The organism is Mesotoga sp. UBA5847, from assembly GCF_002432735.1.
Classification (GTDB): domain Bacteria; phylum Thermotogota; class Thermotogae; order Petrotogales; family Kosmotogaceae; genus Mesotoga.
The window spans coordinates 1-7,114 of sequence record NZ_DJGL01000070.1 but is presented as its reverse complement, the minus strand read 5'-3'; the positions used below and the strand labels follow the sequence as shown (position 1 = coordinate 7,114).

The following is a 7,114-nucleotide window of genomic DNA, read 5'->3' as shown; positions in this document are numbered from 1 at the left end:
AAGACAAACTCGGCGAATCGATCACCATTGCTGATCTTGATGATGCCAGAGAGGTTATTGAGGAATGGGTGGGAAAAAATCAGCACACCATTGCAGGTACGCAGCAGGTGACCAAAGCAAACCCTATTCAGTAGATGCTTTCCGGAGAATAGCAAACAGTCAAAGGGTAACATGATTCGTTTTGCCCACTGCATATTCACATAGCTGAACCGAAGCCGGGCGCCCGCCCGGCTACTTCAATTGTCTATCATTGGGACAAACGTCTTCAGTTCAGAACGATCTCTTCTTGGTAAAGAAATTCGACAACAGTTTATGAAATGTATATCTGACATCGTTGGGATTTATTCCGTAAGTCGTAGGCAGGTTTTGGTTCTGCTGATGAATTCTCATGTGAACTGAGGCGAACTATGCCCGTCTGCTTAAACAACTTTCGATAGTAAGAGAAAGTAGATCAACTGGCCCGGCTACAGATATTAACTTGCGAATATCTCGCAATAAGAAAGTGCTTTGTGCTTGTTGCAATCAATGGAACTTAGTGAATATTCAAGGTTTCTCGCGAAGAGAAAACCAGTTGCAGAGGAAATGTTGAAGTCCAACTTACCAATTATTCTACATCCAGAGATCAACTCAAGAGGATTACTTAAACCATCCCGAAAGCTCATGGAAATCATTTGATATCGCGAGCAATGCCTTATTAATTGACCCAAGATGGTTGTAACGAGTAATAATCGTTACGGATCGTTCTTACAATAATACAACTTATAAGTTATAAATAGAGGTAAGATGGAGAGAAAGATCGATGTCTTATCCGACGAAAGAATGCAGAGGGAATTTGACAAGTACGTAGGAAAGAATCCCTCCAGAAAGAAGGATCTGATAAAGAAAAGGTTTTTGCTCACCGAGCTGCTGGAGAAGGCGGGGGAGAATTATCTGAAAACGGAACTTGCAAAACCGCGAAGATCTTCCCGCCTGGAGGTTTTGAGACGTACGAAGACCAGTTATTCAATATATTCTCTTCATCTTACAGAGACGAAGAGGAATGATCCAGAAAACGCAAGGATTCTTTTCTGCTTCTTCAATGATAAGAAGATTATTGTTTATCTTGTCTTCTTTGATGAGTCCGATGAAAAGTATGAGAAGGCGATCGAGAGACTGAAGTCGAGGATTTGTGAATGGACCGGTCGGGGATTTAATGTGTGCAAGTTTTAGGAGGTGCAGTTGTTTATGTTTTCATGGGTTGAAGGCGAAAGAAAGAGAAGAATGAATACTGAAAATCCAGAGCCTCCATTCAAGAGAGACAGAGAACTGTTGTTAGAGTCGGCAGACGATGACACGAGATTTGAGTTGAACTTGATTGGAGTCATGACGGATATTTCTGCAGCTCTTATTAACTATCGGGCGAATAAATCCCTTTCACAAAAGGAGCTGGCAGAAAAACTAGAGTGCAGCCAGGCAATGATCTCGAAGATCGAAAGTGGCGACTATAACTTCACAATAAGAAAGCTTTTTGACGTTGTCAACAAACTCGGAGGTCGTGTATCTCTTGAGATTGACTTCAAAGATGATACTTCGATTCCAGATTCTTCTGAAGAGCGAGTCTCAATATGGGAGTACGTTGGCAATCAAAGCATCAAAGGGATGAAGAATAGTGCCTGAGCCAGTGAATGCCGAGTTCCGTTTCTTGGCGCACAGAATTTCTGATTTTTCGTTTACTCTCCAGGAGGGGGTCAAAAACATGTCAATTTCGCTGGACCTGCATGATCCAGAGCTTGAATATGGGCGTGCCGATAACGGTTGCCTCCTCGGCTTGTTGTCTCTCTCAGTCAAAGTCAGGGGTCGAAGCGGAAGAAAGATGGCTTTGAAGCTCGATGCAACAATCAAGGGTAGGTTTGAAGCTCCCGAGAATATGGAAGACAAAACATTCGAAGACTTTTGCATGATTAGCGGGACCGCAACTCTGATCCCTCTTCTTAGGGCCGCTATTATCTCTTTCACTTCGCAGGCTGGAATGAATCCCCCTATAAGAATACCTTTGATCAATGTGCCTCAGTCACTCTCAAAAAACACCTTGTCAGAGAAAAAAGAAAAGAACAGGGAATAGTCTGATCAGTGTTCTTCTGTGGTCATATCAGCTAGCTCGCCTTCATTGAACATCTAGATTGATCATATGATATAGCCAGAGGATATTTGTATTGAAGAAAGCAGCTGCTAGCGCGAGGCTTCCCGGAGAAAACCGCTCGAAATCAGCGTGGAATCCTATGATAATTACTGCTGATTAGGGACTCGTCTACTTGAGACCGTCTTTCGCCAGAACATGGCGACACTGAAAATCAAACCCCGCTGTACAGGGCAGCCGCCAGTAGAGGCCCTTCTTTCAGAAGGATTTCATTTTTCTCATGAGACAATAAACAGAACCCACAAAAGAACACTCCAAATCGAGTGTGGGGCCATTGAGATACTCAACGAATCATGTGCGCGGTTATTTGAAAACGCGGTGGTACGTCTGGATTTCTTTTCCATTTAGCCCTTCTTCAGCGCCTTTTGGGTTTCTTGCTGTCAAAGGGCAGTGTTGACTTTTCTCGAAAATAGGGACTTCGTATTTTGAGTTGAGATCAGTCTTTTTTTCTCCCTATTTGGATCTTGATGATAATTATCTATCTTTTGACATGGTTGACGACTGCAATTCAGTCCTTCCAGAGAAAAAAATTCTGTTGAGGTTCGTGTCTTTTTCTTCTTCAGAATTCTTCGAGATCTTCTCTAATTGCTGACTTATATCATCTGGGAATTGGCTTGGAAATCCGGGAGAGAAGTAACGTATGATAATATATTAATAAGCCAGAATGCAAGTATTTTCTGTATGAGATTGGTGTTTAACATGAAGTGGCCAATTCTTAAGAACAAACCTCTAGTTGAGGCAATATTTGAGCTGCGCTGGGCTCTGAAAACCCAGGAGTCAGGATCGATAATCGATCCGCATTATAGGATAGTCTTGGGGAGCCTATACAGTAGAATTCGTGACGAATATCCTTTTCACGAACAGCTTCCATCAGCTTCTATACCTGATGAAATGGCGCCTTTTGTTGTTCAGCACCAGTTCCGAAAAGGGCAAGCGTGTTGGCCTTTGGTGCAGTTGGGACCCGGAATTATCACGCTGAATGCGACTGAAGACTATTCGTGGGATGATTTCAGAGGCAGGATTAGCCGCTTGATCAAAGATTTCTTCGAGTCTTATCCAGATCCAGACATCAACCTGAAGGTTAATATGCTTTCCCTCAGATATATTGATGCAATAGATTTTGATTACACTTCGGAAGACTTGTTTTGCTTCTTGCAGAGGAATCTGAAAGTGAACGCTGGGATAGATAACAAACTCTTTGAGAAATGCAGTTTAGACAAGAACCCTACTGCATTTGATTTTAGGTATGCTTTTCCGACAAAGGAAGAAGATAGTCAACTTAATTTCCGGGTAATGCGAGCCAAGAAAGGTGAGAGAGATGTTCTGCTCTGGGATACCCAGATTGTAAGGATCTCCGACGAAGCTCTCAGTCCGGTTGTGAGAATCATGAAATGGGTTTCTGAAGCTCACTCTTTGGCGGACGATTGGTTCTTTGGGTTGATTGAAGGTGATTTACTCAGGAGGTTTCAGTGATGTTAGCTATTACTGTTAGAGAATTCGATTCCTTTGTATTGCCAAACGGGACTGCTTCGTCAGTTTTCGAGAATTCCTCTGTCTTGTTTAGGCAATTCCCAGAATCAGCACTCTACAAGACATTGAATCCTTCAAGGATAATCGAATCGGGTTGCGGATCAAGTGGTTTTGCCGACGCTGGTACTGTGCTTGATACATTGTTTCCTGTCTGGTTCTCGGAGACAGGAACTTCAGAAATCGTTCCCAGTGTGAGAGAAGCTAGAAATTCTGTACCTCTGCCAGGCCATTTGCCCCCGAAAGCAAGGTACAAGATTAGATTGACCATTAGAAACGTGAAGAAAGGTCAGCCAAATCGACTGGATGACGTTGACTTGTTCTAGGTGATTGTGATGGCAGAGTATCCCTGGTATAGAACGGTTGAGAAAGGCCAGCCGCCAGAGCAAGGTGATTTCGTATACTCATGCCCAATTATTGTTCCTCCAGCCACGATCGAAGAATACAAACAGGTCGAGGCCGATGTGATTACTTATGATGTTTTGATCATGAGTCAGTCTTGTGACCTAGCAAACAAGAAGATTGACCTGGTTCTTGTCTGTCCGGTTTGGCCCTTAAGGGCAATAGAGAATTCAGTTCCTCACTTCAGAAAGAGCTCTGGAAAGGAAGATCTTCGCAGGGGGCATCTTCATGCATTCCATCTCTTGAACAAGAGCGAAATTGACAAGTTCACAGAGGACTTCTTGGTAGTTGATTTTAGAAACGTTTACGGTGTTCACTATGACTTTCTGATAGAACATCTGAGAAGACAAGGAGACCGGCTTCGATTGCTTCCTCCGTACAGAGAACACCTCGCCCAGGCCTTCGCGAGATTTTTCATGAGAGTAGGACTACCTGCCGATATTCCTAGATTTAAATGAAAATGATTCAAGACCTGAAAACCTGACTACTTCATTTCTTCTGTTTTTTCGGAAGGAGCTTCTTTCTTAAAGAAGGGCAATAAACAGGACCCGCAAAAGAAAACCCTAAATTGGGGCTGGGTCTTTAAGACACTCAACGAATCAAACGCGCGGTTATTTGAAAACGGGGTGGTACGTCTGGCTTTCCTTTCCATTTAGCCCTTCTTCAGCGCCTTTCGGATTTCTTGCTGTCAAAGATGAGTCTTCTCTTGGAAGGGTTTGTCTGGAAAAGGAGGCTAACATCCGATTCTGAAAGGTGAAGAAGGCGGCTCTTCTCCAGTGAGATGCATAGCTGAAATGGTTGCCATTCATTCTGCAAACGAGAAGTTTTGTTCTGCAAGTCGTAGGCAGGTTCTGGTTCTGCTGATGAATTCCCATGTGAACTGAGGCGATTCCCAATTTGATTGTTTCCCTCAAACTAAGTGAGATTCGCAAGGTTGAAGAGGGCCGCGGTCTCTTCCAAAAACGATCACTGTTGTCAGTTTAAGGGCTTGACAAGGCTAACTATCTAATAATCACATCATATTAGTGTATTTTGTTCTGAATGTTTAGTGATGTAAAATAACAGACGTGTCGTAATTAAATTCAGGAGGATAGCAATAAAATCAGGGAGAGAGCCTACGAGATCCTTAGCATTAGGGGTTCCGGGAAAACCTGCGAAGAAATGTCAAGGTCCAACTGCTTGATCATGAGACATTCAGAGACTGACTCAAGAAGATTACTGCAACCATATGGCAAGAAACGGCCACGAAGTGGAAGAATTCACTTCAGTGTTCTTTTTGCCAGGGACGGACCCGAGGTCAGTTGCGTAAGCGTTTGGGGGATGTATGAATGCGAAGGGGTGTTATTTGGCTTCTTCGCTCTGAGGTTTGGTGAGACATTGGCAGTCAAAGACGCGAACCACTGCTAGCCAATAGTGCAGTATATGCCGTTTCTTGTCGCCCAGGAAACTGCATGCATGAGAAAGCGGAAGAATAATGAGAATAAACGTGCATACTTTAACCTAATCAACCGTGATTGTAATTCCCTCGAATCATAATTACATAAGTTATAGGTTATAAATGAGGTGTGCGATGAGAATCATAAGATCAGAAAGCTTCAATTCCTGTTTTCTGGATTTTCTGGACAAGCATAATAATAGGGTAGCTCCTGTTATGGACAAGCTTGGTTTCTTCGAAGAGGTACTTGAAAGAGATGGGCCTATAGGAGTCAGAAAGTCCGGTCTACTGGAAAAGTTGCATGGTACGAGCATTAACAGCATTACGCTGATTAGAAAAGGATTGAATGTTCGTTGTTTGTGTTTTTTTCCCAGCAATGGTATTGAAGAGGTCTGTGTTTTGCTTATGGTGTTCATTGAGAAAAGCTCAGCAGATTATGTTAAGGCAGTTAAACAAGCTGAAAGTCTGGCGGATAAATGGTTGAGCGATAATAAAGGATTCAAAGTTCGAAAGGGGTGAAATAATGGCCATCAAGAGGAATTCATCTTTCGGTGAGTTTCTTGACCAAGTTGCCAAGACCTACAATGTTGAAGATTCTCTCGCTATAGGTAGGATTAAGGGTCAAGTTGCCAGTCAGTTAATGAGCTACAGAAAAGAAAGAGGTCTTTCGCAGAAACAATTGGGTGAGCTGTTAGGTTTTAAGCAGCCATACGTTTCAAATATTGAACGTGGAGAAGAGAATCTTAGCTTAGAGACTCTTGTCAAGATCTCTTCCTGTCTTGAAGGAAGACTGAATGTAGATCTTGGAATAACTGACAGAAAAACCGAAATAACAAGAGAGGTAATAAAATACATTCCTATATATATTCCCGTAATTTCGGTGAAGAATAATGAAAGCTATTTTAGATGGAAACCGAGTGAGGCGGCTTGATAAATGCATAGAGTGGAACAAGCGATACTTCAAATGAAAAGATATCTGATAAAGGAGTTTTCCTTCTCCTACACTCCAGTACAAAATGAGATCGTGATATCTATTGAACTCGGTAGAGAGACGAGAATTATCGAAGAAGACGGTAGGAAGAACTGTCTTCTTGCGCTCACTCTAACAGCATTTGGTAGAGCCGATGAGACAGATTATCTTACGATAAAGGCAAGCATGGAGGGTGTCTTCGAATGCCAAGAAACCCTCGAAGAAAAGGCATTAGAAAAAATGGTTGCTGAGAGCGGTACTTCAATACTTCTGCCAGTACTACGCGCAGCTATTTTATCGTTTACAGGGCAGGCAGGCCTTACACCTCCAATTGTTATTCCACTTATGAATCCACGTTTTTCTTCGGAAGCAGAAAAAAAGTAAAGAGTCTATATACGTTTCCTCAGCTTCTCATCGAACATCTAGATTGATCATATGATATAGCCAGAGGATATTTGTATTGAAGAAAGAAGCTGCTTATGCGGGGATTCCCAGGAGAAGTCGCTTGAATTAGTGTAAGAATCCTACTGTAATTACTGTCTTAGCCGCTGAACCTGATTTGGAATCTCGATTCTAAGAACCGCTGTACGCTGATGAAAACCAC

General features: G+C 42.6%; 9 protein-coding genes. All 9 read left to right on the top strand.

The window, feature by feature from the left end; translation table 11 throughout:
• The first annotated feature begins 783 nt into the window (after nt 1-783).
• The 9 genes from B3K91_RS08065 (at nt 784) to B3K91_RS08025 (ending at nt 6,894) form a co-directional block, all read left to right on the top strand.
• Complete coding sequence (locus tag B3K91_RS08065) at nt 784-1,209, top strand: hypothetical protein (RefSeq protein WP_292588854.1); 426 nt, start codon at nt 784-786, stop codon at nt 1,207-1,209.
• A gap of 15 nt (nt 1,210-1,224) precedes the next feature.
• Entirely contained in the window at nt 1,225-1,656 is a 432-nt protein-coding gene (locus B3K91_RS08060) for a helix-turn-helix transcriptional regulator (RefSeq protein WP_292592444.1), read from the top strand.
• 79 nt (nt 1,657-1,735) lie between these two features.
• Complete coding sequence (locus tag B3K91_RS08055; protein ID WP_099831069.1) at nt 1,736-2,101, top strand: protein-export chaperone SecB; 366 nt, start codon at nt 1,736-1,738, stop codon at nt 2,099-2,101.
• Nucleotides 2,102-2,875: 774 nt separating this feature from the next.
• Entirely contained in the window at nt 2,876-3,649 is a 774-nt protein-coding gene (locus B3K91_RS08050; RefSeq protein ID WP_214061149.1) for a TIGR04255 family protein, read from the top strand.
• Nucleotides 3,649-4,029 (top strand): hypothetical protein, encoded by a 381-nt coding sequence (locus B3K91_RS08045; protein WP_292592442.1) that lies wholly within the window; start codon nt 3,649-3,651, stop codon nt 4,027-4,029. The genes B3K91_RS08050 and B3K91_RS08045 overlap by 1 nt, the downstream gene beginning before the upstream one ends.
• Nucleotides 4,030-4,038: 9 nt before the next feature.
• On the top strand, nt 4,039-4,563 hold the full coding sequence (locus tag B3K91_RS08040) for a hypothetical protein (protein WP_214061147.1): 525 nt from the start codon (nt 4,039-4,041) through the stop codon (nt 4,561-4,563).
• 1,112 nt (nt 4,564-5,675) lie between these two features.
• The gene (locus B3K91_RS08035; RefSeq protein ID WP_214061146.1) at nt 5,676-6,059 is read left to right on the top strand and encodes a hypothetical protein; all 384 of its coding nucleotides are present in this window, start codon (nt 5,676-5,678) and stop codon (nt 6,057-6,059) included.
• 4 nt (nt 6,060-6,063) lie between these two features.
• A complete protein-coding gene (locus B3K91_RS08030) occupies nt 6,064-6,471 on the top strand; it encodes a helix-turn-helix domain-containing protein (protein WP_292592440.1) in 408 nt (135 codons plus the stop codon).
• A gap of 33 nt (nt 6,472-6,504) precedes the next feature.
• A complete protein-coding gene (locus tag B3K91_RS08025; RefSeq protein WP_349680358.1) occupies nt 6,505-6,894 on the top strand; it encodes a preprotein translocase subunit SecB in 390 nt (129 codons plus the stop codon).
• The last annotated feature ends 220 nt before the right edge of the window (nt 6,895-7,114 follow it).